At 43.1% G+C, this 26,664-nt stretch carries 27 protein-coding genes; 2 read left to right on the plus strand and 25 right to left on the minus strand.

Annotated features, from left to right (window positions below):
• Window positions 1-8: 8 nt before the first annotated feature.
• The 13 genes from ACJ28U_RS02875 to ACJ28U_RS02935 all read right to left on the minus strand — a co-directional run bounded on the left by ACJ28U_RS02875 (window position 9) and on the right by ACJ28U_RS02935 (window position 11,920).
• Window positions 9-956, minus strand: coding sequence for a nitronate monooxygenase (locus tag ACJ28U_RS02875; protein WP_407618324.1), 948 nt, complete (start codon window positions 954-956; stop codon window positions 9-11).
• 31 nt (window positions 957-987) lie between these two features.
• Window positions 988-1,227 carry an acyl carrier protein gene (locus ACJ28U_RS02880; RefSeq protein ID WP_010374178.1) on the minus strand — a complete coding sequence of 80 codons (240 nt, stop codon included), beginning with the start codon at window positions 1,225-1,227 and terminating at the stop codon, window positions 988-990.
• Between the two features lie 87 nt (window positions 1,228-1,314).
• Complete coding sequence (locus ACJ28U_RS02885; RefSeq protein WP_407618325.1) at window positions 1,315-2,286, minus strand: beta-ketoacyl-ACP synthase III; 972 nt, start codon at window positions 2,284-2,286, stop codon at window positions 1,315-1,317.
• Window positions 2,287-2,297: 11 nt separating this feature from the next.
• A complete protein-coding gene (locus tag ACJ28U_RS02890; protein WP_010374181.1) occupies window positions 2,298-2,756 on the minus strand; it encodes a MarR family winged helix-turn-helix transcriptional regulator in 459 nt (152 codons plus the stop codon).
• 2 nt (window positions 2,757-2,758) lie between these two features.
• Entirely contained in the window at window positions 2,759-3,232 is a 474-nt protein-coding gene (fabZ, locus tag ACJ28U_RS02895; RefSeq protein WP_010374183.1) for a 3-hydroxyacyl-ACP dehydratase FabZ, read from the minus strand.
• A 271-nt stretch (window positions 3,233-3,503) separates the two neighbouring features.
• Entirely contained in the window at window positions 3,504-3,716 is a 213-nt protein-coding gene (locus ACJ28U_RS02900; RefSeq protein ID WP_010374184.1) for a CsbD family protein, read from the minus strand.
• A 94-nt stretch (window positions 3,717-3,810) separates the two neighbouring features.
• Window positions 3,811-5,106: an adenylosuccinate lyase gene (gene purB, locus ACJ28U_RS02905; RefSeq protein ID WP_407618326.1), complete on the minus strand. Its 1,296-nt coding sequence runs from the start codon at window positions 5,104-5,106 to the stop codon at window positions 3,811-3,813.
• A 152-nt stretch (window positions 5,107-5,258) separates the two neighbouring features.
• Complete coding sequence (locus ACJ28U_RS02910) at window positions 5,259-6,269, minus strand: peptidylprolyl isomerase (protein WP_407618327.1); 1,011 nt, start codon at window positions 6,267-6,269, stop codon at window positions 5,259-5,261.
• A gap of 65 nt (window positions 6,270-6,334) precedes the next feature.
• The gene (locus ACJ28U_RS02915) at window positions 6,335-8,803 is read right to left on the minus strand and encodes a carbamoyl-phosphate synthase large subunit (protein ID WP_407618328.1); all 2,469 of its coding nucleotides are present in this window, start codon (window positions 8,801-8,803) and stop codon (window positions 6,335-6,337) included.
• Complete coding sequence (locus ACJ28U_RS02920; RefSeq protein ID WP_407618329.1) at window positions 8,800-9,885, minus strand: carbamoyl phosphate synthase small subunit; 1,086 nt, start codon at window positions 9,883-9,885, stop codon at window positions 8,800-8,802. The genes ACJ28U_RS02915 and ACJ28U_RS02920 overlap by 4 nt, the downstream gene beginning before the upstream one ends.
• Before the next feature lie 60 nt (window positions 9,886-9,945).
• Window positions 9,946-10,455, minus strand: a complete 510-nt coding sequence (gene pyrR / locus ACJ28U_RS02925) for a bifunctional pyr operon transcriptional regulator/uracil phosphoribosyltransferase PyrR (protein ID WP_010374194.1) — start codon at window positions 10,453-10,455, stop codon at window positions 9,946-9,948.
• Between the two features lie 170 nt (window positions 10,456-10,625).
• Window positions 10,626-11,540 (minus strand): RluA family pseudouridine synthase, encoded by a 915-nt coding sequence (locus ACJ28U_RS02930; protein WP_010374196.1) that lies wholly within the window; start codon window positions 11,538-11,540, stop codon window positions 10,626-10,628.
• Window positions 11,537-11,920 (minus strand): EbsA family protein, encoded by a 384-nt coding sequence (locus ACJ28U_RS02935; RefSeq protein WP_145559975.1) that lies wholly within the window; start codon window positions 11,918-11,920, stop codon window positions 11,537-11,539. Before ACJ28U_RS02935 ends, ACJ28U_RS02930 begins: the two co-directional genes overlap by 4 nt.
• Before the next feature lie 66 nt (window positions 11,921-11,986).
• Between ACJ28U_RS02935 and ACJ28U_RS02940 the strand changes: the two genes are divergently transcribed.
• Complete coding sequence (locus tag ACJ28U_RS02940) at window positions 11,987-12,382, plus strand: ribonuclease HI family protein (protein WP_407618330.1); 396 nt, start codon at window positions 11,987-11,989, stop codon at window positions 12,380-12,382.
• 55 nt (window positions 12,383-12,437) lie between these two features.
• On the opposite strand, the gene ACJ28U_RS02945 is transcribed toward ACJ28U_RS02940, so the two are convergent.
• The 8 genes from ACJ28U_RS02945 to ACJ28U_RS02980 form a co-directional block, all read right to left on the minus strand.
• The gene (locus ACJ28U_RS02945; RefSeq protein WP_407618331.1) at window positions 12,438-13,793 is read right to left on the minus strand and encodes a Na+/H+ antiporter NhaC family protein; all 1,356 of its coding nucleotides are present in this window, start codon (window positions 13,791-13,793) and stop codon (window positions 12,438-12,440) included.
• Between the two features lie 368 nt (window positions 13,794-14,161).
• Entirely contained in the window at window positions 14,162-15,676 is a 1,515-nt protein-coding gene (locus ACJ28U_RS02950; protein WP_407618332.1) for a carboxypeptidase M32, read from the minus strand.
• Window positions 15,677-15,779: 103 nt separating this feature from the next.
• Entirely contained in the window at window positions 15,780-17,159 is a 1,380-nt protein-coding gene (locus ACJ28U_RS02955) for an amino acid permease (protein ID WP_043712300.1), read from the minus strand.
• A 327-nt stretch (window positions 17,160-17,486) separates the two neighbouring features.
• Window positions 17,487-19,157 carry a helix-turn-helix transcriptional regulator gene (locus tag ACJ28U_RS02960; protein WP_407618333.1) on the minus strand — a complete coding sequence of 557 codons (1,671 nt, stop codon included), beginning with the start codon at window positions 19,155-19,157 and terminating at the stop codon, window positions 17,487-17,489.
• Window positions 19,158-19,521: 364 nt separating this feature from the next.
• Window positions 19,522-20,445, minus strand: a complete 924-nt coding sequence (locus ACJ28U_RS02965; protein ID WP_407618334.1) for a DMT family transporter — start codon at window positions 20,443-20,445, stop codon at window positions 19,522-19,524.
• A gap of 331 nt (window positions 20,446-20,776) precedes the next feature.
• Entirely contained in the window at window positions 20,777-21,532 is a 756-nt protein-coding gene (locus ACJ28U_RS02970; RefSeq protein WP_407618335.1) for an acetoin reductase, read from the minus strand.
• Window positions 21,533-21,875: 343 nt separating this feature from the next.
• Window positions 21,876-22,772 carry an IS3 family transposase gene (locus ACJ28U_RS02975; RefSeq protein WP_118123449.1) on the minus strand — a complete coding sequence of 299 codons (897 nt, stop codon included), beginning with the start codon at window positions 22,770-22,772 and terminating at the stop codon, window positions 21,876-21,878.
• Window positions 22,727-23,233: a helix-turn-helix domain-containing protein gene (locus ACJ28U_RS02980; protein ID WP_085639954.1), complete on the minus strand. Its 507-nt coding sequence runs from the start codon at window positions 23,231-23,233 to the stop codon at window positions 22,727-22,729. The genes ACJ28U_RS02975 and ACJ28U_RS02980 overlap by 46 nt, the downstream gene beginning before the upstream one ends.
• 746 nt (window positions 23,234-23,979) lie before the next feature.
• Between ACJ28U_RS02980 and ACJ28U_RS02985 the strand changes: the two genes are divergently transcribed.
• A complete protein-coding gene (locus ACJ28U_RS02985) occupies window positions 23,980-24,594 on the plus strand; it encodes an NAD-dependent epimerase/dehydratase family protein (RefSeq protein WP_407618336.1) in 615 nt (204 codons plus the stop codon).
• Window positions 24,595-24,762: 168 nt separating this feature from the next.
• Here the strand turns inward: ACJ28U_RS02985 and ACJ28U_RS02990 are convergent, their stop codons facing one another.
• From ACJ28U_RS02990 to ACJ28U_RS03005, 4 genes are read right to left on the minus strand one after another with little or no spacing between them, the layout of a single operon-like run.
• Window positions 24,763-25,767 (minus strand): GH25 family lysozyme, encoded by a 1,005-nt coding sequence (locus tag ACJ28U_RS02990; RefSeq protein ID WP_407618337.1) that lies wholly within the window; start codon window positions 25,765-25,767, stop codon window positions 24,763-24,765.
• Window position 25,768: 1 nt separating this feature from the next.
• Window positions 25,769-26,089 carry a phage holin, LLH family gene (locus ACJ28U_RS02995; protein WP_407618338.1) on the minus strand — a complete coding sequence of 107 codons (321 nt, stop codon included), beginning with the start codon at window positions 26,087-26,089 and terminating at the stop codon, window positions 25,769-25,771.
• Complete coding sequence (locus ACJ28U_RS03000) at window positions 26,076-26,306, minus strand: hypothetical protein (protein WP_407618339.1); 231 nt, start codon at window positions 26,304-26,306, stop codon at window positions 26,076-26,078. Before ACJ28U_RS03000 ends, ACJ28U_RS02995 begins: the two co-directional genes overlap by 14 nt.
• A gap of 12 nt (window positions 26,307-26,318) precedes the next feature.
• On the minus strand, window positions 26,319-26,567 hold the full coding sequence (locus ACJ28U_RS03005; protein ID WP_407618340.1) for a hypothetical protein: 249 nt from the start codon (window positions 26,565-26,567) through the stop codon (window positions 26,319-26,321).
• Window positions 26,568-26,664 lie beyond the last annotated feature (97 nt).

Consider the following 26,664-nt stretch of genomic DNA (forward strand, 5'->3'; position numbering starts at 1 on the left):
TTGTTTGGTTACTTCAACAAGTCTTCAGCTTGTGACCAAACATCTTCTAGAATTTCAGCCACTGGCTTAATCTCATGAATCATTCCTGAAATTTGGCCAGCCATGAAGGCCCCATTTTCTTTATCACCATCAAGCACTGCTCGGCGAAGAGACCCATTCTCAAGTTCTTCGATTGCATCTGCATCTGGCTTTGGCTTCGTAATTTCAATGCGCTCTTGCTTGACAAAGTTCTTTGACATCTTAGTCTTCAAGACACGGGCACGGTTACCAAGTAACTCCCCCGTCACAAGCGTATCGATATCCTTTGCTTTCACAACAGCATTCTTAAAGTTTTCGTGGACCTCTGACTCAGCTGAAGCCAAGAAGCGTGTTCCCATTTGAACACCAGAGGCACCTAGCATGAAGGCCGCAGCAACACCACGACCATCTGCAATCCCACCTGCCGCAATAACTGGAATGTTCAACGCGTCAACCACCTGTGGAACCAACGTCATCGTCGTCAACATACCAATGTGACCACCTGACTCCATTCCTTCGGCAACAACCGCATCAACACCCTTCTTTTCCATCATCTTAGCCAAACCAACAGATGGAACAACCGGGATAACCATGATACCGTGGCTGTGCAACTCTTCAATAAACGGTGATGGATCACCTGCACCAGTTGCCACAACTTGCACACCCTCTTCGATAATGACATCGAAAACTTCACGGATGTGGCGTGATAGCAACATCACATTGACACCGAACGGCTTATCAGTCATTTCACGGGCACGACGAATTTCTTCACGCACCTTGTCAGCCTTCCAATAACCAGTTCCGATAATTCCCAAACCTCCAGCCTCAGAGACGGCACCAGCAAGATGTCCCGTACCCGCCCAGGCCATTCCGCCTTGGATGATAGGGTACTTCATACCCAACTTTTCAAATAATGGATTATTTAGCTTAACGCTCATTTTGTGGTTCCTTTCTCTTGGTGCTGAATATTTAGGCGTTAACTTGTGCAGCTACCTTGTTAACCAAGTCTTGTACCGTTTGGATTTCTTCAGCAACAGCCAACTTAATGTCGAAGTCGTCTTCAACACGGTTCAACACTTCAAACAAATCCAATGAATCTGCGTCGATGTCTTCCGTCAAGTTCGTTTCAGGCTTAACTTCACCATCTTCCAAGTCAAATTGGTCTACCAAGATTTCAGTTACCTTGTTCAAAATTTCTGCTTCAGTCATGTTATTGTCCTCTATTTCTTTTGTTTAATAATTTAATAATTCGATAATTTAAATGTATAGGTCATATACAAAAAATGGTTAAAAAAACTACACCTTGATAATCAAGGCACCAACCGTTAAGCCACCACCAAACCCGGCAATCGCAATTGTTTGCCCAGGCTTAATCGTCCCAGCTTCACGCAGTTCATCAAGTAAAATACCGATACTAGCTGCACTAGTATTACCATAGAACGCCATGTTCGTTGGAAACTTTTCGATTGGCTGACCGAATCGCTTCGCAATGCTGCTAACGATTCGTCCATTGGCCTGATGCAACAGATAATAATCAATCTCATCAGGTGTGAGGCTTGCTTTTGCAAGCGCCTCGTTTAAGACCGCCGGCACTTCGCGTGTCGCGAAATTATACACTTCACGACCATTCATCTTAAAATACGGATCAGCAACCTTTAACTCACCCGCAAAATAATTTGCGTTTCGTTGTTGACCAGCCGTCAGGAATTCTGAGCGTTCACCAAAGGTTTTCAATGATTCAGCTAGTAAGCCTGTTTCTGCTACAGTACGCTCAAGCAAAACCCCGGCCGCTCCGTCACCAAACAACACGGCTGTTGATCGGTCATCCCAATCAACTAACTTACTTAAGACCTCTGCCCCGATAACTAAACCGCGTTGATAACGTGTCGTCAACAACGCGCTCGCCATACTCAGCGTATAAACAAACCCTGAGCATGCCGCACTTAGATCCCAAGCAAAAGCGTTCGTAGCGCCAATCTTTCCTTGCACAATTTGTGCCACACTTGGTGATAACGTGTCAGGCGACATTGTTCCCACTAAGATGAAATCTAATTGATCAGCTGTTAAACCAGCTTGATTCAATAGTTTTGTTGCAACACCAACAGCTAAATCACTCGTATCCTCAGTCGATACGATATGCCGTTGGCGAATGCCGGTACGCGGTTGAATCCATTCATCGGATGTGTCCATAAATGTCGCTAACTCATCATTAGTTACGACCCTTTCTGGCACGACTCGCGCTGACTGGACGATGGTAAATCTTTCCATATCGCCCTCTCTTAGAACTGGATTAGCTCGTGAAGATATTCTTGCAAATTAAGCACAGCCTTTTTCACTGCCTCGGTTTCATCGTCAGATAGAGAATCAAATAACGAGTGCGCCATACCGCGGTGAAAAGCCTCGTGGGCACGGAAAACTGTACGTCCGTTGTGAGTCAGCGCCAAATGGACAACCCGTCGATCATTGTCATCTCGATGACGTTCGACGTAGCCCTTTTTGACTAATTTATCAATAACACTTGTCATAGCGCTTGGTGTTAAGTGCACCATTTCTGCAACTTGCGATGCGGTCCGGGTCTCATACATCGAGATTGCCGCAATCGTGTGCATATCTTTGATCGTAATGTCATTGAACTTTGATTCGCGTAATGAGGCTTCCTCAATCCACACAACGTTATTAAATACGTTGACCAATGCCTCATTAATCTGTTCGAATGATGCTTCTTCACTAGCTGCCATACTTACTTCTCCGTCTCACTCTTGGCATTATCTGCCGATTTCTCTTCAGGTGAAACAACAAACATCAGTTCAGCACTAGTTGCTAACTTGCCATCTACCATTGCCTTGACGTTTACTGTTCCCATGTTCTCTCTCAGATTACCGAATTCTACGTGTAACTTCAAGACGTCGCCTGGTTTAACCATGCGCTTGAACTTGGCATTATCAATACCCGTCATGTAAGCCGTCTTACCGACGAACTGTGGTGATGACAAAATCAGAATCGATGCCGCTTGTGCAAGCGACTCAATAATTAGTACCCCAGGCATAACTGGATTACCTGGAAAATGTCCTTGAAAGAACTGTTCATTAATAGTGACATTCTTTGTCGCAATCAATGACTCACCAGGCACCATCTCATCAACGTAATCCATATATAGAATTGGATAACGATTTGGAATCAAATCCATAATTTCCGTGGTTGTCAAAACTGCCATAGTCCCGCTCCTTCCAAAAAGTATTTCGAACATCGAAATATTCGATATTCAAATAGTATTTTATTTTCATCGAATTGTCAACACGCCTTTTCCAATAAATATACGTATACCCCATTTACAATTAACACAAAAAGCGCAGAAAACGCCTGTTTTTGGGCATTTTCTGCGCAACGCAATACTAACGTGTTCACAGATTATTCAATATTTATTCATTCACTTACAAAAAGTAAATAAAAAAACGCACCCCTAATTCGGGTGTGTCTCATGATTGTTAGTCCTTCTTATCGAACTTATCCTTCAGATTATCTACCGCATCCTCGGCCTTGTCCTTCAAATCCCCTAGCGCTTCACGCGCCTTACCGGTTAAACCTTGGGCCTTTCCCTCAGCCTCTAGTTTTGCATCACCAGTTGCTGCACCAGCAACTTCCTTGGTCTTACCTGAGACTTCATCGAACTTGCCTTTTACTTGATCTTCCAATGCCATCAGTAATTTCCTCCATATCTGTGATTGCTTATATCATACCTAAATACAGAAGAAAGCGCTACCAAAAATATTTGAAGATTAGCCATTTGGGAAATTACAGTAACCCAACGCGCTTAAAGATGTCATCAACATGCTTGAGATGCCAATGATAATCAAATGCGTCATCAACTTCGGCTACCGTCAGTTTACTTTGAATGGTTGGATCGGCATCCACCAAATCACGGAACTGCTTTTGTTCATCCCAAGACTTCGCCGTCAATGGTTGTACAGTATCATATGCCGCTTCACGTGACATTCCTGCATCTACCAATTTCAACAACAAACGCTGTGAATAAATTAACCCATACGTGCGGGTCATATTCGTCTTCATCGTTTCAGGGAACACTTGTAAATTAGCCAGGATACCTGTCAAACGATGCAACATGTAATCTAGGACCGTTGTACCATCTGCCAAAATAATACGTTCAGCACTCGAATGAGAAATATCACGTTCATGCCATAGCGTAACATCTTCCAACGCCGTAACTGAATAACCACGAAGCACACGTGACAAGCCAACGATATTTTCAGAGCCAATTGGATTACGTTTGTGTGGCATCGCTGAAGAACCCTTTTGGCCACCCTTAAAGCCTTCTTCAACTTCATGAATTTCAGAACGTTGTAACCCACGAATTTCCGTGGCAACTTCTTCTAAGGTCGTCCCGATTAAGGCAATCGTCGTCATGTAATCGGCATGCAAATCGCGTGGTAACACTTGGGATCCAACAGGTTGGGGCGACAAGCCCAATTCGTTCATCGCAACTTCTTCAACGGTCGGTGGTACGTTCGCAAACGTACCTACGGCCCCTGATAACTTGCCAGTCTCAACCATCTCGGCCACTCGTTCAAAGCGATCAATGTCGCGCTTGGCTGCCTGATAGAAACGGGCCATCTTCAAACCAAACGTTGTTGGTTCAGCATGTACACCGTGAGTTCGTCCCATCATCACAGTGTCTTTATAACGAAGGGCGAGTTCACCCAAAATATCACGATATGCCACCAAATCTGCTTTGATAACGTCATTTGCCTGGCGTAGGCGTAAGGCTTGCGCTGTATCAACAACGTCAGTCGACGTCAAACCATAATGAATCCACTTCCGTTCTTCACCCAATGATTCAGACACATTTCGAGTAAACGCTACCATGTCATGGCGCGTTGTCTCTTCAATCTCCGCAATACGAGCGGCATCAAAGCGAGCATTCGCCCGAATAGCTGCCAAGTCTGCCTCAGGAACGTGGCCCTCTGCTACCCAGCCCGCTGTCACGGCAATTTCAACATCCAACCATGATTGGTACTGATTTTCCAAAGACCAAATGTGACGCATTTCAGGTCGCGCGTAGCGATCAATCATAATATAACCCCTCTCAAATTCGTAAACACGAACGAAACGTTTTTAACATTAATTATTGTACATTATTTCCGAATGATATTTCAAGGTAATTCAAAAATGTTTTATTTTTAGCGCACAAAAAAAGAGACCAGAAAAATCCAGTCTCTTTTAGTTTACTTATCTGAAGATTCAGATGAAGCTGCTGAACTTGAGCTTGCTTCACTTGAACTTGCACTTGATGAAGTCTTGCTTGATGAAGATTCAGATGAAGAAGATGACGTCTTAGCAGCCTTAGCAGTTGCAGCGGCTTGCGTGTAAGTTGCCAAAACATTCTTCAATTGTGAATCCTTAATGTTAACGTTAGCCTTAGCCAATTCGTTACCAATAATTGCTTGCACCTTTGATGAATCAGACATCTCGTTCGTCACCAAGATTTCCTTCATCTTAGACTTCAAAGTTGTGAATGACTTCTTGTCCTCACGTGAATCCATCTTAATGACAAAGTAACCTGAGTACGTATCTGACTTAACAGGCGTCTTTGTGTATTCACCCTTCTTCAACTTGAAAGCAGCCGTCTTAAAGTCGTCTTCCAACGTTGTGTTAGTTGAATCAAAGGCGTCCATCTTACCACCCTTGTCCTTTGTTGAAGAGTCTGTTGAGTACTTCTTAGCCAACGTGGCGAACTTATCACCATCGTCCAACTTAGAAATCATATCCTTGGCTTCGTCTTCTGAAGATACCAAGATAACAGAAACATTCACATTAGGTGTGTAGTTCTTGTATTGTTCCTTTAATTGCTTTGTCGTAAACTTTGAGTTCGCTTCAACTGCCGCCTTTTCCAAAGCTTGCAACTCCAAAGACTCCTTAAATGAATCTTCAGTCATACCGTTATTAGCCAAAGCCGTTGAGAATTGTGAGCCGTATTGCGCCTTCACGTCATCATATTGCTTTGTAATTGCCTTTGACGATACCTTGTCACCGTACTTCTTATCCAACACCTTTTGGATAATCATGTTAGCCAATTGTTGTTGTCCTTCAGTGGTGCTCTTTAACTTCTTGTAGTAATCCGCTTGCGAAATACTTCCTGAATCGGTAGTTGCGATTGACTTAGGGCCTACGCCCCAAACAGCCAATCCCAAGGCTGCCGCAACGACAACCAAAATAGCCACTACTTTCTTCCACATGGAAAAATTCCTTCTTTCAAAAATTTATTATGTGTATCAGTTTACCATATTATCTTTAAGTTTGCTTATAGCACCTGATACGTTGCGCCCATTGCAAAGCGCCCATTGTCTAAGGGTTGCGTTGTATTGAGATGTTCAGCAAAATCCGCATCACGATACCGCAGACGGGCCGTTTTAAGACGCCATTGTAGTGTCATGAGTTGATCAACCAACTGTTCGTCAGCCGCAGATGGCGTTCCAAGCATATAGCGAACAACCAGGCGCAACCATGATACACCCGTCACCTTATCTAGAAAGGCAATATGCGTGAATGGCATGGGCCGGATATCAGCCGCGGTAATCTCACCATCTATTGGTAACCGATCAACAATTAATTGGTACATTCCCGGCGTATCGATTTCAAGTTCCGGCCGGGGTAAGGTTTCCCATAACGAAGGCGTCATTGCAGACTGATCTAATAAAATACCACCATTATCTTGATGTCCAATACCAATGATGTGCAATTCGACCCCGTCATAGAAATAATTAACGACCGTCTGTTCACCTTCACTCAGCATGCTACTTGGTAAGTATTTTTCCTTAGCAATTACTTGCACGTTGACCCCCATCTTGCGTAGCTGAGTAATCAACTTAATGCGATTGCCGGGGACGAAAACACGGGTTGGCTGTTCAATTTCAATCACATTCATCACGTCTGAAATTTCAAGCGGCTCATAATATTGCTTATCGCCTAATTGCGGTATGAAAGTCAAATCAGTCGGATTATTATTCATCAAAATTGTTTTTAACCCTTGACTCCGAAGCTCATCAGCCACTGTCGCCATCACATATGATGCCGCTGCACCATCACCTAAGCGAAAGGCGCCAGTGCCGATAATCAAAGCCGAATCGTCACCCAATCGCTCACTTTCGTTTTCGGATTCAAAAGTCGAATAAAACTGTGAAACCGACTCTTCAAACTCACCTGCCGATGGTTCAAACGCCTTGTAGGTTGGCAAAATACCATTATCCCAACGATAACGCCGCACCGCTTCGTACTTTTCATCCCATAATTTAGCAACTAACCCGTCTGACAAGCCGTAATACTTGGCTTGTTGGAGCACATCCGCTTCCCACGGATTATCTTTCACAGCCTGTTCCAGATTATTAAGTCGTTGCAGTTTGTAGAAATAGAAAGCATTAATTTTAGTTAATTCCGCCAATTCATCAACGGTATATCCCCGTCGCAAAGCCTCAAGTAGAACCAAAATTCGATTATCACGTGGGTGAATCAACTGCTCAACAATCTCATTATCCGTTAATGCGTTCATCAATGTTGGTGAAAAATTACGGTTGTTAAAGTGTGCTGCTCGAATCGCTTTTTCCAGCGCTTCTTCAACACTGCGCCCCACACCAATTGTTGCCCCAACTGACTTTTGCACCGTATCTAACCGATTTTCAGTCTTAATACCAGCTGTCTCAAGTTCACCAAATGCAAACACTGGAAAACGAATGACAATATGGTCCATTGTGGGCTCTAGCAAGGCTGTATGATCAGCATAAATTGAGGGAATCCGAACTGAAGTCAAACTCTCACCCACCATCAATCCTGTAATTACCGGCACCAATGGATAACCTGTCGCCGTGACAACCATTGCCGAGGTACGATCAAAGTATGGTGTTACTCGCGTGATAACAAAGTCTTCATTGGCCGGGTTAACAGCGAAGCGTACTTCTAGCAGACCTTGGACGTTAAAACCGCGTGCCACCGTAAAGGCCGCATCCCGCAAAGTTTGAAACATCGGATCAGGCAATGTTTGCACAGGTGTAATCGCAATTGAATCGGCTGAGTGAATGCCGACTGGATCCATATCTTCGACACCACCAATTAGCAAGGTCGTATCCATTCGATCACGAACCACCACCATTGCAATTTCCTGGTAGCCACGAATACTTTTATCCACGTTTACTTGATGGGTTAATGATCGATTTAACGCCGTTTCTGCTGCTCCCTCTAACTCTTCGGCATCCTCAACCTGTAAACGAATAGTTTGACCCACTGGTGCCACTGACCGAACAACCACTGGAAAATCAAAATCGCGCGCCGCATCAAATGCTTCACTAACATTGCTAGCTAAACGGGTTTGAACAGCTGGCAACTTTAATTGAGTCAACCGCTCCTGTAAATATTTCGTATTTTGGGCGGCTTGCATCACAGGCAGTGTCATCCCCAACACTTTCGGCGCATCGTTACCTAAAATTTGTAAAATTTCAGCACTCAGGCGAACCGCTGTTAAGCCACCAACTGATGCCACCATCGCTGTAATATGTTCTTCAACAATCACTTTAACCAAATTTGGGGCAGTTAATTGTGTTTCAATGACCTTTATCTCCTCACGTTCGGTTGTAAAACCATAAGGATTGTCATCAGCAATCACAATTTGATGTCCCCGCTTCACCAAGCCATTAACCACTTGGTAACTGGCTGCATCACTTTCAGTTTCACGACCAAAGTCATTCGCTGAACCACCGATTATTAAAATTCGCTCGGTCATGAAAGCCATCCTCCTCGCCGTGCCGTCACCATTTCCATAAATTCATCAAATGCTTGTGTTGCTTCAAAGGGACCTGGGGCTGTATCTGGGAAAAATTGCACACTAAAAGCCGGATAATCGCGGTGCCGTAATCCTTGTACGACACCATCCGTCATATCAATATGCGTCACGAACATATCAGTTTCCCGTACAGAATCCGGATTAACCGCGTAGCCCTGCCCTTGGGTGGCAAACATAATCCGACTCGTGATTTGCTCACGAATTGGATGATTCATACCATGGTGTTCAACTGGCATTTGCTGCAAAGTGGCCCCATTCGCAATCGCAAATAGTTCGTGTCCAAGTCCAATCCCGAAAAGCGGTACCCTGGTTTGGAATTGGCGAATAATATCAAACGTTTCATCTGGAATTTGACGTGGGTCACCTGGGCCAGATGACAACACAATGCCATCAGGGTCAAGATTAGCTACTTCATCAACAGTGGCATTATATGGTAATACCGTCACATTCGCATCGAAATCACTCAACATACGGAGAATGCCATTTTTTAAACCAAAATCAAGTACCACCACGTTTGCGCCACGCCCTGGATTAGCATAGGCTTTGGGCGTTGAGACTTGTGCAACTTGGCGAGTCGTCAACACCATGGCCCGTAGTTGGTCAAACGCGTGCTCGTCTGGTACATCAACAATTGATGCCTTTTGCGTGCCTGTTTTGCGCAAGTGACGGGCCAATGCACGCGTATCAATTTGTGAAATACCCGGGACATTGTGTCGCTTTAAATAGTCGTGCAAACTCATCGACTGCAGCCGATTGGTTGACACATCAGCAATTTCACGGACAATAACCCCCTTCACCGTTGGCACAATTGACTCATCAGCTCGATGATTAATACCCGCTGCCCCAATCGTTGGTGAGGTAAACATCACAATTTGATTGTGATAAATCGGATTGGTGATGACTTCCTGGTAACCAGTCATTGCGGTATGAAAGACAATTTCACCAAAAGTTGTTGCAGGCGCCCCAAACGCTTCCCCAGCATATACGGTACCATCCTGCAAAATTAAATAACGTTTCGTCATGACGTCGTTCCCGCTATCGCTATGGATAGCGATCCCTCCTTTCCGTCAAATAAGCGGGGCCTAACGAATTTCAACTGAATCAACGCCGTCGATTTCAGTGACATTCACATTAATACGTTCGGCCGCTGCCGTTGGAATATTCTTACCAACAAAATCCGCGCGAATCGGCAACTCACGGTGACCACGATCCACTAATACTGCCAAATTAACTACAGCCGGACGGCCATTATCCATCAACGCATCCAAAGCGGCACGAATCGTTCGGCCAGTATAGAGCACATCATCGACCAAAATAACGCGCTTACCGTCGATATCAATATCCAATTCTGCCTTTGAACCCCGATCAGTTGCATCATCACGGTAGGTTGAAATATCTAACTGAGCCACTGGAATTTGGGCATTTTCAAGTTGCTGTAATCGTTGCGCAATGCGCTCAGCAATAAAGACACCGCGCGTCTTAATGCCCACAATCACAAGGTTGTTAATTCCCTTATTCTTTTCGATAATCTCATACGTAATACGTGTCAGTGCACGTTGCATCGCCATTGCGTCAACAATTTCCTTAGCCATAATGGATATCCTTTTCACGTTTTTTATTTTGCTATAACAAAAAGGCGTTACCTATACAAAATAGGTAACGCCTAAATTAAACTCATTCATCGCGTTACCCCCTAGTCACCTCTCTGGATGACTTTAAGAAGATACCTTCATTCTAGCACGAATATTCGCTTAATTGTTGATTAATCTGTAATCTCAGCATATGGATCAAGCTGATCTAGCATCGCTGTAAAGTAATCCGGTAACGGTGCTTCAAACGTCATATCTTCACCCGTCGTTGGTTGCGTGAGCCCCAACGTAGCCGCGTGCAAATATTGCCCATTACCCGGCAACGTCTTCTTTGGCCCGTACAACGGGTCGCCAGCAACCGGGTGACCAATATAAGCCATATGCACACGAATTTGGTGCGTACGTCCAGTTTCAAGGGTCACTTGAAGTAGTGTATACCCAACGAAGCGTTTTACAACCTTGAAGTGTGTCACAGCATCACGACCACCAGCAACGACGGCTTGCTTCTTGCGGTCAGCTGACGAACGGCCAAGTGGTGCCTTGATGGTTCCTTCGTTTTCAACGAATTCTCCGTGCACCAAGGCATAATATTGACGCAAGTTTTTCTTATCCTTCAATTGTGCAGACAAAGATTCATGCGCCTTATCGTTCTTCGCAACCATCAGCAACCCGGACGTATCCTTGTCAATCCGGTGCACAATGCCAGGACGGACCACACCATTGATTGTTGACAACGGCGTGTGGAACATCAAGGCGTTCACCAATGTGCCGGATTCATGGCCCAATGCAGGATGAACAACCATCCCTTGTGGCTTGTTGACAACTAACAAATCGTCATCTTCATACACGATATCAAGTGGAATATCCTCGGGTTGTAAGTCAATTTCGACCGCTTCAGGCACCGTAAATTTGATTTCGTCATTTGGCTTAACACTATACTTCGCCTTCTTAACGGCCCCATTCACCGTTAAAATGCCATCATTTATCCAACCCGTAACTTGCGTACGCGTATAATCATCAAACGCATCAGCCACCACTTTATCAAGGCGGCCAGTTTGGTCAGTAATCACTAACGTTTCTTCACTCATATGTTTTCGTTTTTTCCTTCAATCTTTGCCTTGAACGCTCGCAAAAAACTCGCATTCATCCAATAACTGTATTGTTCACCATCATGACTAAACATGACTGTATGCTTTGTAAATTGTACAAATTGCATATCTGCAAAATGAATTTTTTCTGTGTGGATTCCCACAATTGGTGGGAAGCGTAGCGCATCATCATCGAGATAAACCCGACGACGGAAAATTACCGCCCCGGCAATCACAAGAAAGACACCAAATGACCAGTACGTCCAGACATTCAAATGTGTGACCTCGAGCCACATGATGCCGCCAAATAATGCGATCATCACAATCCATGCCCAACTTACCCAGCCAATTAATCCTGCTGGTTGGTAGTAACCCTTCATGACTAACACGTCTCCTTTCGGGCGTTTGTACTATTCTCTAGTATAATGAAAGCAGAGGTATTTGTCATGTTAATCAAGTTGTATGCTGACGCGGCGACCCAGGGTAATCCTGGTCCAAGTGGTGCCGGCATTGTCATTGTCCAAGATGGCACCCAAAGCCAACAATATGAATATTTAGGTGAGATGACCAATCATGAAGCTGAATTTGCCGCCACCATCCTTGCCTTTGAACGCTTGGAAACATTAGCCGACGCGGGCGACACGGTTATGTTCTATACCGATTCTAAATTGGTTGCTGATAGCATTGGTAAATCTTATGCCAAACATTACCCGGCCCAGATTGACCGTTTAATGACACTGATTAATCGTTATCCAATCGTTTTAACAACTTGGATTCCCGACCGTCAAAACCAAGGCGCCCACCAACTTGCCTTACAAGCCATTCACAAGCGAGTAAAATGATTGCTTAAAAATAATAAAAGCGACCAGAAAAATTTCCGGTCGCTTTTATTATTATTTACACATCACGTTTTTTAATACCAATACCTGTCCAAGCTGATAACAATGAAAAGATTGGTGACAACAATGAGAAAAATACAAACGGTGCAAACACGTGCACTGGCACACCTAAGGTTTGGGCGGCAAAACTTCCTGCAACACCCCATGGTACCAAGTAGTTTACCACCGTTCCCGAATCTTCAACTGAACGTCCCAACGCTAAGCGTGACAAGCCCACACGGTCAAAGGCTTGTTTCCATAATTGGCCTGGCAGAATCGTCGCCAAGTATTGTTCACCGATCATGAAGTTCGCCGCAATTCCAGTCACAATCGTCCCTGTAATCACACCAGCGCCATGTTTAATTCGGTTTGCAAGTGGCATCATCACAGCTTGTAAGATTTTCTGTTCTGTCAACAAGCCACCAAGTGCCAAAGCCATCATGATAATGATCACCGTTGGCATCATCGCTAACATACCGCCCCGGTTCAAAAGTGACTGTAACATGTCGTTCTTAGCGGCGGTCTTGAAACCGTTCAGCAAAACATCTGCTAGCGTCGTCATATTATGATTCAGTAGGAAGTAAGCGCCTGTTACGCCGACGTTCACCAACAGTGTTGGAATTGCCGGAATTTTAGCCCAAGCCATCCCCACTAACAACACCAAAGGTACCACTGTCCACCACGTTGGTGTTAGCAAACTAGCTAGATGATGCAATTCAGTAGCAGATGCCCCGTCATGACCCTTTCCTAACACAATAAAAATAATCAATGACACCACCAAAGCCGGCAAAGTCGTCCACATCAGGTTCTTAATATGCGCAAACAAATCTGTCTCGACAATTGACGAAGCCAAGTTTGTTGAATCGGACAACGGTGAACTTTTATCACCAAAAATAGCGCCTGACAATACCGCACCGGCGACCAACGCCGGTGAAAAGCCCATCGCCGTACCAACGCCCATCAGCGCTACCCCAACCGTAGCTAGCGTTGTAAAGGCCGATCCAATCATTGACCCGACAATCGCTGTCACCAACAAAGCACTTGGCAAAAACCAAGCGGCATTGGCGAGATTAAAGCCCAGCCACAGCATCGTTGGAATGACATTCGTGCCCATCCATAGGGCAATCAACATACCAATCAGCAAGAACAAAAACAACGGTGCTAAAGCCGTTTGAATACCGGCCAGTAACTGGGTTTGAATATCGTCCCAAGTTGCGCGACGTAGTTTGGCAAAAATCATCGTTGCTAACAAACTAATTAGCAACGGTACGTACGGTGATAAGCCGAGGCCAATAATGCTACCACCAAAAATAATAACTAATAAAATAACGAGGATTAATGCGTGCCCAAATCGAGGCGTTTCTGTTTGTTTCATCGTCCGATCTCCTTTAATTCATTACCGAGTGTCTTGTTAGTTGCCATAAGCGTCGATAACGAATTAACCCGCCGACGCCAGTAACTATTGTCCATACCCCATGCTTCAGTCCTCCAATACAAAAAAGTCCCAGTAATGTGTCAACACACATCACTGGGACGAATCATCAAAATCCGCGGTACCACCCAAATTAATTGAGACTAATCGCCTCAATTCACTTTACTGCTATTAGGTTGTAAATAGTTCAGTCGTTACACCTGCGCCACTCACAGCAAACCGTGGCTTCTCTGACATACAATGTAACGTCCTACCGATGAACCAAGTTTACGGGAAGTGTTAAAAGATGTCAACAACAAAATGAGATGTTTTTAATCGTTATCCGGAATTTGGTACGCTTGTAAATATCGTTGGGTTTGCAAATCAAGCCAATATTGTGGATTGAGCTCCTCGCCTGTTGCCGCATACAAAATTTGAGCAGGTGTTTTTGATGCGCCGTATTGCCAAATATTCGCTTTACGCCAATCAAACAACGGTTGGATGTTCCCAGCAGCCAGCAAGCTGTCGATATCAAGTGTTTTTGCCATTTCGTGACGGAATTGGGCCGCATACAAATGGCCAAGGGCATATGATGGGAAGTAGCCAAAATCACCTCCGGCCCAGTGAATATCTTGTAAGATACCTGTCAAATCTGACGGTGGTCGGATACCTAGGTATTCCTCATACTTCGCATTCCAAAGGGCTGGTAGGTTCGCAATATCAATATCATCGTTAAAAATAGCTTTTTCAATTTCATAACGAATAATGATATGCAACGGATAGGTTAATGGATCAGCTTCCGTCCGAATTAGACTAGCCTCTGTTTTCATCCACCCTTTATAGAATGTCTCAAAATCAACATCGTCTAAGACGCCATGGAAAGCCTGCTGCATAATTGGATAATCATGACGTAAGAAGGCTTCTGAGCGACCAATCATTACTTCATTAAATAACGACTGTGATTCATGAATACTCATTGCAATTGATTTATTAAACGGTGTGTAATCCCATTTAGGCGCAACATTCTGCGCAAAGAGACCGTGACCGGCCTCGTGCAAGATTCCTAACACAGCCATTTGAAAATCAGTGGCTGACCACCGGGTTGTAATACGGGCATCATTACGATTCAAATCTTGCATAAACGGGTGCACTGTATCATCTAATCGGCCTTTATTAGGGTCATACCCTAACCGAACGGCCGCATCCCAGACATATGACCGTTGGTCACTAACCGCGACTTCACGATGTAAGAAGTCGTCTGCCGGTTCGGTTCCTTCCGTTGCCAGGCGATTGCGCAAAGCCACAACCCCTGCCTTCACCTCTGCGAAAACGGCATCTAGCTTCGCGACAGTTAAACCTGGTTCAAACTGGTTCAGCAACACATCATATGGTGTCGCCTCATCTTTACGCCAGTATGTAATAAAACGGCGCTTCAAATCAATTAACTGCGCCAAATATGGCGCATAGATGGCGTAATCATCTTGTTCACGCGCTTCTGCCCAAGCGTCCTGTGCCGTTGAAGTCAACTTATTAAAGGCAATGTATTCATCAGCCGGCACAGCTGCATCACGCTCGTAGTCTTCTCGGAACTTAGCGAAAAGTGCCTGTTCATCGGCTGACAATTCATCCCCGTGTACTGCAAAGTACGCAACCAGATTCTTAGCTTGCTCCCCTGTTGAAACACCCAAGTACTTTTCTGTTAAATAACTTTGTAATTCTGCGCGAAAATCACTGGCATCCTTAGGCATACCGGTTAGTTGGTCCCAGCCCGCTAAAGCCATAGTTTCTTCCAATAAAGCTTGTTCCTTGAGCAATGCGCGCAAATCTTGTCCTGTCAATGTCGTCATATGCATCCTCCCGTTTAATCCGTGCGTTTATTCTAATCTAAATTTAATAAAAACACAAATAAAGGTGAGATAACAATTGTCATCCCACCTTTTCACATGTGATTTAGTTGAATTTCATGCCGTATTTTTTATGACTGTACCAGCCATAACCCACGGTCCAAGCAATGCCACCTAACGCAGCAATTGTATCTGTCTTATCCAAGAACAACGTCCCAAAGATAAAGAGAAAGAATAGCAACGTCAAAGGACTAGCAACTTTATAAAATGGCATCTTAAACCCGTCTTCAATGAAATCCGCACTAGCCCGATACTTGCGGTGTGCAATCATGATTAAGCTATAAATAACCAGGGTAATCGCTGCCGTAGCTGACGCAAAGAAATTAAACGCTGACTCAAAAATTGGTAATGCGTTAATCACTGGTGTGAGCATAATCAAAATCGCCGAGAATAAAATCGCGCGTGCTGGAATCGCCTTCGTTGACAAGCGCTTGAAGTAGTCTTGCCATTTGCCAGTATTTTCCAGGGCCAAAGCGTAGACATCACGACCAGCTGAATAAATCAGTGTATTTAATGCTGACATCGCAGCGGTCAACACCACAAAGTTCAGCAAAGCCGCCGCCCAATCAATCCCAATTAACTTAAAAATAAAGACGAACGGGCTTTGATCAGCTGGTAAATAATGCCAATCATAAATTGACATAATAATGGCCAAAGCCCCCACATAGAACACCAAAATACGGAACAACACCGTGTTAATCACCTTTGGCATGACTTCACGTGGATTTTTGGTTTCAGCAGACATCAAACCGACAAATTCAATTCCCACAAATGCAAAGAATACCATTGGGAATGCCATCATGAAATTCATGCCACCATTTGGAAACAGCTGGAAATGATGGGTAATGTTTGCAAATGACACCACCCCACCGTGAACGCCTGGTGTTTTAAAGCCGGTAATCATCATCAAAATTCCAGTAATGATAATACCAAGGATGGCAATGATTTTAATTGAAGAGAACCAAAACTCAGCCTCACCGAAGAATTTGACTGCGACCAGGTTCACACCAACCAATAGTAACATCACGACAATTTCAATTAACCAGGCCGGTACCGTTGGTAGCCAGAATTGGACATATTTACCAATCGCTGTTAACTCCGCCATTGCCGGTAAAATTAGCGTAATCCAGTACGACCAGCCAACGAAGTGCCCAGCGCCAGGCCCCAGATATTTAGACACGAAACTCACAAACGAATTGTTATCTGGGTCTGCATAGAGTAGCTCCCCGATTGCGCGCATCATAATGTAAAGGAAAATTCCCGTTAATAAGTACACGAACAAGATCGATGGTCCTGTCAGACTAATCGAATCGCCCGCTCCCAGAAACAATCCCGTACCAATTGTGCCACCAATGGCAATCATCGTAACGTGTCGTTTAGACAGGCCACGTTGTAACGAATCTGGTGCCGTATTTTTATCAGCCATCCCCGACTCCTTTTTAAATCATAACTTTATTTGTTTTATTACAGGTTGCGTTTACAGCAACGTTGAATATAATACCATATTTCACCCACTTGAAACACGATTTTATGCAAAGATATACAATTCAAAACCTTATATCCATAAAATATGCATATATACATAAAAACACCCACGATTTGGTTAGAATCACGGGTGCTCTTATGTATATGGTTATTGTTTAATTAGGTTAGTATTAAACATTATATGAGAAAAGTGTCGAGTCGGTTAACTCTCAACAATAGTTATTCTACCGACTCTTTGTCACCAGCGGGAAAAACTTCCCGCTCATGTCTACTTTTTTGCCAAATGTTCTCGCCACATGGCATTAAACAATGTTTTGTACTTATCCGTAATTTCAAATTCACCAACTAATTCATCGTAGTCAGCGAAGAAATCAACGAGATGGCCAACAGCCTCTTCTGGATTAGTGAAGTATGTGCGATAGTTTTCATACATCAAGAAGCGCCAACGCCACGAGGCATACTTTAGCGCCTTATCATCCCGTTTTTGCTCTTCAAACGCAACTTGTAAGAGTGCATCCAGTAATTCTTGGTTACCTTCAAACATCGCTTTAAATATTGCATACTCAACGCCTTCAACAACACGGTTGGCATAAGTTCGTTGCAAAATATTATCAACGTCATTCGCGTGCGTCATATTCACCATCATATGGACGCCAGCCACTGAATCGACTGCCATCCACGCCAATTTCAAAATACGAAATTCTGAATCATGCCAGGTGTCCATACTTTGTAACAGTCGTTGTGCCTGTTGGCCCAACGACTTTGCTTCTTCGCTGGCATACCATCGGCCATCCAGGCGACTACCAATGATCATGCGCAGTTCCAACCATTGTTCCAGAAATCCTAAGTGACCAGTTTCATCGTAGCGCATTTTTGCCTGCGCAACCGCAGTTGGTATAAACGTCTCAGCCACGAACTGAAGATTGTACTTCACACGATACGTCGCGTCATTAAATTGTGGCACAACGGCATCCAAATCACCGGGCATTAACCCGAGATGCGGCATCAGTGTCAATAAATCGTTTACTCGAAACGACGCATCATCATCATACATCCGGTAAACCTTGGTTTTTGAAAAACCATATTGTGCCAGTTCCTGTACCTTAATCCGCTTATCACGAATAACCTGGTGCAGATAATCGCCAATACTCGTCAATTCAAATGGTGGCACAATTTCGGCGTAATACGATAACTGTTGGAGACCGGTTGGGGTACCCGCCTCTCGTACAGTCTGGGATTTCGTCCAGATATCGGTCATAGACACCTGCAAGTCGTTCATCGTGATAATGTCAATTTGCAATCGGCGGGCCGCTGCCAAAAAGTTTTCAATACTGTCTCGTCGGTCATCATTTCCCGACATAATCCAACCGTTAATAAAATTAAGCAAGCGTTTCAACGATCGCATTTCCACATTCGAAGATCGCGTCGGTTGATGATTAATTGCATCAATTACAAATAACATCTTTTCCAGCATAATCTTTTTCGGGTTAATGATATATTTTTGAACCGCTAACAGGTGAATTGATAACACGACCTCATAGAAGGTACTTGGCATATATTCGCGATATAGGACAATTGATTTTACAAACGTTTTATACAACGGCCAAAAAGTTTTAGCATCCATTGTTTGTCCGTCAATTGCAAGTTTTGCCATATCAACAATCGTAAACGACCGTAAATGCGTTAGCACTGAAATTTCTCGATTTTGAATGATGTCAGCTTCTTCAACTGTATGATAAAGTGCCTCAGAAAATGACATTGATAGTAATTCAAGTAACTTGTGTAAATCCGCAACCGTTATATCTACTTCCCCGTTGATATAACGGTAATAACGTGACTTCGAAATACCAATTCGTTCAATATCTTCAATCGACACATTTTTTTGTTGGCGACCGGCTGCTAAATTCGCCGCTAATGTTAATCGGGTAGTCTTATCCATGGTTAATATTTCTCACGTCACAAAAAAGGCTTCCAACCGAATGATTGGCAGTCTTTTTACTCATGCAAGATTATGAGGTTGCATAATCCGACATTACTTTCTAAATAATATTTCCAGAACGTTTGGCTCTGATCTTCAAAGTATCAACTCAGACGCCAAACGTTTTAACATTCCGGCAATCCGGTTCCACTTACTTTTCTTCACTTGAATATTGTACAACACTCCGTCAATATTCAGTTAATCATCCCCTGGTGAATCTCCGGCTGTAGCGCAAATATCGCACTAAAAGAGCACAATCAGTTCCATGACAGTCCTGATTGTGCTCTTTTCTTTGTACTTTATTAACTATTTAAAAATTAACTAGTTACATCAATTGAATCATTACAACACCAGCAACCATGATAATAATACCAATAATTTGCATGACATTAACTCGCTTCTTAACTGACTGATACCAGCCAAATTGTTGCACAATAATGGTACCAACGAGCATTCCCATCAATCCTAAAATAGCACCCATTCCTGGTCCAAGAACCGGCACAACGATACCGATAAAGAACACGAATAGCGACCCTGGAATACCGCCTAAGAATGACCACCATGGCGCACTCTTCATACCGTTACGATTGAAAAATGGTCGTTCCTTGAAAGCCACCAAAAGCGTTAGCAAAATCAAAGCACCGACAAATGACACAAACGCCCCATCGACTGGTGCACCTAGCAAATGACCTAAATGTCCTGTAATTGCTTGTTGGAATGACGCAAACATTCCCGTCAAAATTCCCCAAACATGCCAGAAAACAGAGCTACTTTGTGTTGAACCGTTCTTGTTTTCCAAACGCGCACTTAACACAACGGCCACCAAAACACCAATGATGACCAGGACAACCCCAATCACCTTAACTGCAGTCAAGGCAACCGTTTCAGCACCAACCCAACCAAGAGTTTGGATGATCATTGACATGACCACTTGGCCCAAGGTTGGCAGAACGACCGTTTTAACGGCACCAACGTTCTTAAACAACAGAATATTGGATGTTTGGTACAACATTGAAAAAATTCCTGCTGAGTAAATCCACCAAGGCTGACCAGTCTTCGTCAACGCCACAATATCACCTAAAAAGTGTGGATTTTGAATAAAGGCCAACAAACCTAAAAACACCACGCCTAGTGAAAAGCTTAAGAATGCCGCCCGAAATGGTGATTTTAACGCACCACCCAAACGCGCATTAATTGGGCTTTGGTTTGAAACTGCAAAGCCACCCAGTAATCCTAATAGATAAAACATTTTAATACCTCTTACAAACTAAACTTGATCGACACTATTTTTTAGCGAGTGCCAATATGTTTACTTTTAGCGCATAGACAGCATTGACATTACGCTGTGCATCCACCTGGTTGTTCGGCACGCATATCTGCCAGCCTTCGCTTATTTTTAACAAGTAATCAGTATGCACCTTTTTCTAGTATTTGACCACCGTCAGATCAAGAGGCTTTATGTATAGTGATAATCCTGGACATGACTGAAACTATCGCAGGTTTAATTTGAAAAACCCATCAGTGTAAACATAAACCGAGTACATTGCTGTTTTAATCACAACACGTACTCGGTTTATTTCTTAGTGGAAAATAGTACCACCATCAACGACAATTGTTTGCCCTGTGATGTAATTTGAATCTGCACCGGCTAGGAAGGCAATAACATTGGCCACATCTTCTGGTTGCGCAAGACGTCCCAACGTAATACCAGTCGCAAATTGTTCTAGCGCCCACTCATCGGACTTTTCAGCAGCTACCGCCATTTCATGTGCGGCAGCCTTTAGCATTGGCGTAACTGCTGAGCCTGGTGCATAAGCGTTGACGGTAATCTTATACTCAGCTAGTTCTTGTGCGGCAGTTTGCGTCAATCCACGAACCGCAAACTTCGTTGACCCGTACAAACCTAGTCCTGGGTTACCAACAATACCTGCTTGTGAAGCAGCATTAATGATTTTGCCACCTTCGCCTTGCGCGATAAACTGTTCAGTCGCTGCTTGAATTCCCCAAAGCGTTCCACCGGCATTCACAGCGTAACTCTTATCAAAATCGTTTTGGCGCATATCCATCAATGAACCACTTGGCGCAATACCAGCGTTGTTAACCATAACGTCCAAGCGACCATAGTGTTCAACAACTGTCTTAACTGCCGCAAACATACTGTCACGATCTGAAACATCAACCTTGGCTGCAAACCCCTCAATTGATGAGGCAACTTGTTGCGCTAGGGTCTCGTTAAAGTCTAGAATGGCGACTTTAAATCCATCAGCATGTAAGCGACGAGCCGCAGCCTCTCCAATCCCCTGCGCACCCCCAGTAACAATTGCTACTTTATCCATAATATTGTGCCTTCTTTCTTTAAAACAGCATCATTGTACAACTGAAACTCACATAAAGTAAGGTCTTGAAATGATTTTAAAAACCGCTCTAGCAAAGCTATCATTTCAACAATACAAAAAACCATCCAACCCGAAAGTTGGATGGTTTTTTCAGTATTGAATCGCTTAAAATTAAGCCAAACCGTACTTCTTGTTGAACTTGTAAAACCCTTTAACACCAACGTTTTAGTCGCCCTGTGTGCCTATATTGTGCCCGACATGGTTTCCTAAAAATAAAAAATCCCATCAAGATTAAGTGCAATTGCGGTGTACCCAAAAAGTTAAAGTAAAATATTTTAGCTGATTAAGCGGCCATTTGTCGGTATTCTACCGGTGAGTGGCCGTTTAATTTTGCTTGAATTCGTGTGTTGTTGTAATACAGTATCCAATTGTTAATTGCATCAATCAACTCTTTTGATGATGAATAATTGTTCAATGGGCCGATTTCGACCTTCAACTTATTAAAGAAGCTTTCCATAACCGCATTGTCTAGAGCGGTCGCACGACGCGACATGCTTTGGATGATGCGGTTTTGCTTTAGTTTCTTACGCCAAGCTCTGTGACGATATTGCCAGCCTTGATCGGTGTGAATGGTTGTTCGATAAGTAAGTTCTGGCAGTTGCTCTACGAGCTGATTAAGCGGTTGTAAGGTAAATTCAAGATTTGGACGGGTGCTAATTGAATGTGTAAGAATCTCGTTATTGTACATATCAAGAATTGGCTCTAAATAAACTTTTTCTCCAGTGGTCGGAATTTTGAATTCCGTAACATCGCTAGATAGTTTTTGTAATGGTCGATCAGTCTTGAAACGACGGTGAATCTTATTCTTCACGCGCTTTCCTTCAGGCCCCTTAGATGAATCATACTTGCGCGATTGTTTGTTATATCCAACGCCTTTTAATCCCATCTCATGCATGAGCCGTTGAACTTTCTTGTGATTTACCTCTGCGAACTCAGGCTGCTTTCGCAACTCTAAATAAACTCGACGCACACCATAGTGATTATCGGCTTCCCAAATTGTCCTGATGGCCACTCTAAGTGGCTCATCGGGATCGTCCTTTTGAAACTTTCGTTTCCAGTAATGCACTGTACTTTCTGCGATTGGAAGAACCTTTAGTATATCTACCAGTTTAAATTGTGCCTCGAGTCGGCAAGCTACTTCTGCGAGTTGTCGGTTCGTTGCTGAATCGAGGCTAATAATTTTAACGCTTCATTTTCAATCTTTAGTCGAAGAACTTCATCTTCGAGTTGAGAAAGTCGATTTTCTTGCTCCGTTAATTTTTTAACTGACTTAGGCTTCTTATTTGGCATCTTAGGTTTTCGTCCTTTTTGAATAGACAATAACCCATTTGGGCCTAGTTTGGAATAGATTTCTTTCCATGCACGCATTTGTGCAGTGCCGGTATAACCGAACTTGGACGCGATTTCAGTATATGAAGCGTTATTTCTGATTGCCCAAGAAGCCAATGTAATTCTAAATTCTGCAGTAACTTTTGGCGGATTGAACAACACGTCTGGCCCATGTGTCTCGTAGGCTGCAATGAGGACTCCAAATGTCTTTTCGTCCATACCATAACGTCTTGCTATCGACTTTTTGCTGTCGACTCCTAGAAAATATTCTTGGATAGCTTTAAATTTTGTTTGTTTTGAAATTCTAGTCATAAAGAAAACCCCGAAAGTTACTTTAACTTTCGGGGTACACCACAAATGGCATCTGTACAGATGGGCTTTAATTAATTTTCAAAAAATATTTTTTGAAAATATATTAAGTGTCTTTATTTATAGTAGGAAATTGTAATGCTGAATATTCATTACTCATTAATATTAAATGGGTAGAAACATGACAAATATCACCCAAATATCGGGCATAAAACGCCTTGTTTTGGTCATATATGTGCTATATATACCTGCGTATTATTGGCGAGTGACCAAAGAGTGACCAAATAACATGTCCATAATCTGGGGAGTTAGAATAATCGATTTGAACATCTTTATATATTTAATGTTGATTTACTAACATAAGTTATGGTAGTCTTTATTCGTAGGTCAGAATAATATCCTTGTCAATGAAATGCTTATCATTGGTATTACTTATAACTAAAATTATGAGTACTTCTGATTTTCAACCTGTTACATCTATTTGTAACAATCATACTCTCATAGCAACACAACTCCCAAGTTTAATTGCTATCGATAAAAAGTCATGTTATTCGGTTCCCAAAAAACTGAATTAGATTTTTTGTCATCCTGATAGATAAAATTTTAGGTACTTACCCACTCACTAAAATACCCCATTTAATATCTATTAGGATAATGGATTCTAAGCGGACCGGATTGTTCCCGAAACGTTTAGAGTCTTTTTTTTATTCAATTAAGAAACTAATAAGTACATGATTTTGGAGACATGCATGAAAATTAAAATTGTTATAGCAGGCGGAACAGGCTTTGTAGGTCAAGGTCTTATTCAGCAATTATCACCTGAAAAATTCGAAGTTCATAGCCTGGCACGTCACGAGTATGAGCCAATCGAAAAAGATAAAACTATTTATCATACTGTTGATTTATCCAAACCTCAGGAATGGAAACACATAGTTGAAGATGCTGATTGGGTAATAGATGCCGTAGGAATATTATTGCCTAATCCTATAAAAGGTATTAATTATAAAAACAGTAGTTACGAACCTGCTAAATATTTAATAGATCAGATTGTTAATCAAAAGAACACTAAGTTTTTATTTGTATCTGCCAATAATGGGCCTTTCTTCATGAAGCCCTATATGAATGCAAAAAGAGCAGTTGAATTACAAATGAAGCAATATATACCTAATCGATCATATATTGTATATCCGGGTATTATTTTTGCTAAGTCGCGAATCAGTTCTTTTGTTCCAGGATTAATTATGTCTCATATGACTAAGCTACCTTACTTTAGAAAATTACGTCCTGTCAGTCTAAAAGAATTTTCAACAGAAATCGAACTTATACTTACCGGACACTATAGTGCATTAGAGCAGCAAATATAGTTATCTTTTCCAATACATGTTAGAAATTACACTTGGGCTTTATAATTAAACAACGAGTAAACACAATAAAAACCCGCCAGACGAGGAGGTTAATCCAAGTCCAGCGGGCTTCATTCATAAGTGGACCAACTTGCGCATCTGTTTTAATGTCGCAAGTTGGTCCGTTTTTTATTTAATGATGTCAGCTAAATTATTAACAGTTGCTGTCTTAGCATTGAACGTTCCGTCATTTCCAAAATTAAAATGATATCCGTGCCAATCTCCCTCACCCTGCACTAACTTACCGTCACCGTCTGACCAATAGTGAAGTCCCCATGAATTCGTCCAGTTAGACTTGATCAACTTGCCATTAGCAAATGACCAGTAAGAACCCATGTGCTTCTTGATGCCGTTGGCCTTGTGCTTGAATGACTTGTTCGTGTACCAGACACCCTTCTTAGACCACACCGCAGCACCATCACCCGGGGTCTTCTCAATGACCGCTTGGTCAGCAGTGAAGAAATTGTCGTACAGTTGCGTAATATCAAACGCACCGCTCACACCATCGAACGTTGCATGATCGAACCATTGCCAACCATGCTCCGATGAGTAATAGCTTTGATTAGCCGTTGGCGTGTATGGATAGTGTGCAACCCATGACTTGTCACCATCAGGTGTTGTTTCAACGTGTGACCCCATTGTATAGGTTGTTGATCGATACCCACCAGCGATGCCCACTTGCTGTTCAGCTGTTGCATTCACAGCTTGCATAGCTGTCCCCATTGCCATTTGATTTGGTGATTCAGCATCTACTGCCAGCACAGCTCCAACTCCCAAACCATCAGCTTGAGCGGTGGCCACTGCGTAGTTAGCTTCTTGAACAGCAGTGGCATTATCAGTCGCATGAGCAAAGTAATAACCATTTACGTACAGACCTGCCGCTTGTGCGTTTGCAATATTATTAGCAGCAGTGGGGTCTTGGTACCATGTACCTTCTGAAACTTTGGTAGTAATGGCTTTAACGCCTTGATTACGCATATTAACGAAATCGCCTACTGACAAGTAACCATTCCAGTTGGATACATCGACCATGTCAAAACGTGGCGTATCTGCATGCACCGTATGATCACTAATAATTGTTGTTCCAAACAAAAAGGCCGCCCCAACGGCGACCAACTTCATTGTTTTATTCATTTTACTTCTCTGCCTCCTTCATCTTTTCAACAGCCCATTCAATTGCCTCATCAATCTGCTTAGCAGTGAACAAATGCGCTTTGTCAGCCTTAATCAAATAATCTGAAATCCACTTGATGGCTTGCGCTTTTTGCGTTTGGCCACCATCAAATGTCGCTTCCGCCCACTTCACCGCACCTTCCGCAATACCCAGCAAGTTTGTTAGCCGCTTATTGCGGGTAAACCGTTCTGAAGCCCAACCAATGGCCAAAATTAAAAGCGCTGGGACAATACCTGATTGCCATAGCGCTTCTACAAGGGTTATTAAGTTATTCGTTGTCATCGTGATGTTCTCTCCAATCTTCTAGCAACCTAATTCGTGTCTCGTGTTCAGCAATCCGACGATCATAAGATTTTAAGGTGTTCTCTAAACCAGCAATTGTTTTGTTCAAGCTATTGATTGATTTCACAAAAGTCATCTTGATTACGAACCACATTGCACCAGATAATGAGCCAACTACCGTGAGCCACCCTGCTAAGTCGTGTGGAAAAAATCCCATAATTCCACCCCGCTATTCCGCTACTGTATTAGCAACCTTATCGGCTTCGGCAAACACCGTGTCTTGGAATGCTGACCATGCTGTCCGAAAATCAGATAAGTGTTCACGATAAATGACACCATCGTTGATGTAGTAGCTCATTGATGGCACACCGTATTGGTCAATCGAACCACTTAAGGTTGCATAGTTCACGGTGCCACCGTCTTCTGCGGTAACAGATAACCGTTGGTCAAATTGCGTTGTCTTATCAATTTGTGCCATTACTTATTCTCCTTGTTGCCAAGCTCGTCAATGCGTGACTTCAATTGTTCGTTCTCTGATTGCAAAGTGCTCAATTGTGCCCGAAGCTGTGCATTTT

It is taken from the genome of Weissella sp. MSCH1, assembly GCF_045799135.1.
Taxonomy (GTDB): Bacteria; Bacillota; Bacilli; order Lactobacillales; family Lactobacillaceae; genus Weissella.

Coding starts and splice junctions, on each gene's coding strand:
- ACJ28U_RS02875 (WP_407618324.1), bottom strand. CDS start 956: ATGAGCGTTAAGCTAAATAATCCATTATTTGAAAAGTTGGGTATGAAG.
- ACJ28U_RS02880 (WP_010374178.1), bottom strand. CDS start 1,227: ATGACTGAAGCAGAAATTTTGAACAAGGTAACTGAAATCTTGGTAGAC.
- ACJ28U_RS02885 (WP_407618325.1), bottom strand. CDS start 2,286: ATGGAAAGATTTACCATCGTCCAGTCAGCGCGAGTCGTGCCAGAAAGG.
- ACJ28U_RS02890 (WP_010374181.1), bottom strand. CDS start 2,756: ATGGCAGCTAGTGAAGAAGCATCATTCGAACAGATTAATGAGGCATTG.
- fabZ (WP_010374183.1), bottom strand. CDS start 3,232: ATGGCAGTTTTGACAACCACGGAAATTATGGATTTGATTCCAAATCGT.
- ACJ28U_RS02900 (WP_010374184.1), bottom strand. CDS start 3,716: ATGGCATTGGAAGATCAAGTAAAAGGCAAGTTCGATGAAGTCTCAGGT.
- purB (WP_407618326.1), bottom strand. CDS start 5,106: ATGATTGATCGCTACGCGCGACCTGAAATGCGTCACATTTGGTCTTTG.
- ACJ28U_RS02910 (WP_407618327.1), bottom strand. CDS start 6,269: ATGTGGAAGAAAGTAGTGGCTATTTTGGTTGTCGTTGCGGCAGCCTTG.
- ACJ28U_RS02915 (WP_407618328.1), bottom strand. CDS start 8,803: ATGACCGAGCGAATTTTAATAATCGGTGGTTCAGCGAATGACTTTGGT.
- ACJ28U_RS02920 (WP_407618329.1), bottom strand. CDS start 9,885: ATGACGAAACGTTATTTAATTTTGCAGGATGGTACCGTATATGCTGGG.
- pyrR (WP_010374194.1), bottom strand. CDS start 10,455: ATGGCTAAGGAAATTGTTGACGCAATGGCGATGCAACGTGCACTGACA.
- ACJ28U_RS02930 (WP_010374196.1), bottom strand. CDS start 11,540: ATGAGTGAAGAAACGTTAGTGATTACTGACCAAACTGGCCGCCTTGAT.
- ACJ28U_RS02935 (WP_145559975.1), bottom strand. CDS start 11,920: ATGAAGGGTTACTACCAACCAGCAGGATTAATTGGCTGGGTAAGTTGG.
- ACJ28U_RS02940 (WP_407618330.1), top strand. CDS start 11,987: ATGTTAATCAAGTTGTATGCTGACGCGGCGACCCAGGGTAATCCTGGT.
- ACJ28U_RS02945 (WP_407618331.1), bottom strand. CDS start 13,793: ATGAAACAAACAGAAACGCCTCGATTTGGGCACGCATTAATCCTCGTT.
- ACJ28U_RS02950 (WP_407618332.1), bottom strand. CDS start 15,676: ATGACGACATTGACAGGACAAGATTTGCGCGCATTGCTCAAGGAACAA.
- ACJ28U_RS02955 (WP_043712300.1), bottom strand. CDS start 17,159: ATGGCTGATAAAAATACGGCACCAGATTCGTTACAACGTGGCCTGTCT.
- ACJ28U_RS02960 (WP_407618333.1), bottom strand. CDS start 19,157: ATGGATAAGACTACCCGATTAACATTAGCGGCGAATTTAGCAGCCGGT.
- ACJ28U_RS02965 (WP_407618334.1), bottom strand. CDS start 20,445: ATGTTTTATCTATTAGGATTACTGGGTGGCTTTGCAGTTTCAAACCAA.
- ACJ28U_RS02970 (WP_407618335.1), bottom strand. CDS start 21,532: ATGGATAAAGTAGCAATTGTTACTGGGGGTGCGCAGGGGATTGGAGAG.
- ACJ28U_RS02980 (WP_085639954.1), bottom strand. CDS start 23,233: ATGACTAGAATTTCAAAACAAACAAAATTTAAAGCTATCCAAGAATAT.
- ACJ28U_RS02985 (WP_407618336.1), top strand. CDS start 23,980: ATGAAAATTAAAATTGTTATAGCAGGCGGAACAGGCTTTGTAGGTCAA.
- ACJ28U_RS02990 (WP_407618337.1), bottom strand. CDS start 25,767: ATGAATAAAACAATGAAGTTGGTCGCCGTTGGGGCGGCCTTTTTGTTT.
- ACJ28U_RS02995 (WP_407618338.1), bottom strand. CDS start 26,089: ATGACAACGAATAACTTAATAACCCTTGTAGAAGCGCTATGGCAATCA.
- ACJ28U_RS03000 (WP_407618339.1), bottom strand. CDS start 26,306: ATGGGATTTTTTCCACACGACTTAGCAGGGTGGCTCACGGTAGTTGGC.
- ACJ28U_RS03005 (WP_407618340.1), bottom strand. CDS start 26,567: ATGGCACAAATTGATAAGACAACGCAATTTGACCAACGGTTATCTGTT.